At 70.9% G+C, this 254-nt stretch carries 1 protein-coding gene; it reads left to right on the top strand.

The window, feature by feature from the left end; translation table 11 throughout:
- Positions 1 to 58 precede the first annotated feature (58 nt).
- On the top strand, positions 59 to 254 hold a 196-nt coding region (locus tag C1X29_RS30115), incomplete at its 3' end, for a hypothetical protein (protein WP_218275740.1).

Below are 254 nucleotides of genomic sequence, written 5' to 3'. Positions count from 1 at the left end.
CTGTCAAGCGATGGTGAGTCCGTCGCGCCACGACGGCGTGTGGAGAGTCGGGATAACGATGCAGGGCCGCACGGTCGGATCGCCGAGGACCATCGCCGGTAAGCAGGGCCATTTCGGCTCGGGCCGCGCCGACGTGATCGCCGCACAGCCCATGCTGGGCCGCGCCCATGGCAGCCGCCCCGCGCTGTTCCGCTCGCTGCTCACCGTCTCGATGATCGCGGGCGGACTCAGCGCCGCGCTGATCGGATCGGGCG

Origin of the sequence: Pseudomonas sp. GW456-12-10-14-LB2 (genome assembly GCF_002884345.1) — a bacterium.
Classification (GTDB): Bacteria; Pseudomonadota; Gammaproteobacteria; order Pseudomonadales; family Pseudomonadaceae; genus Aquipseudomonas; species Aquipseudomonas paraglycinae.
Note: the sequence above shows the minus strand (reverse complement) of the source record. Positions and strands in the feature narration are given on the sequence as shown.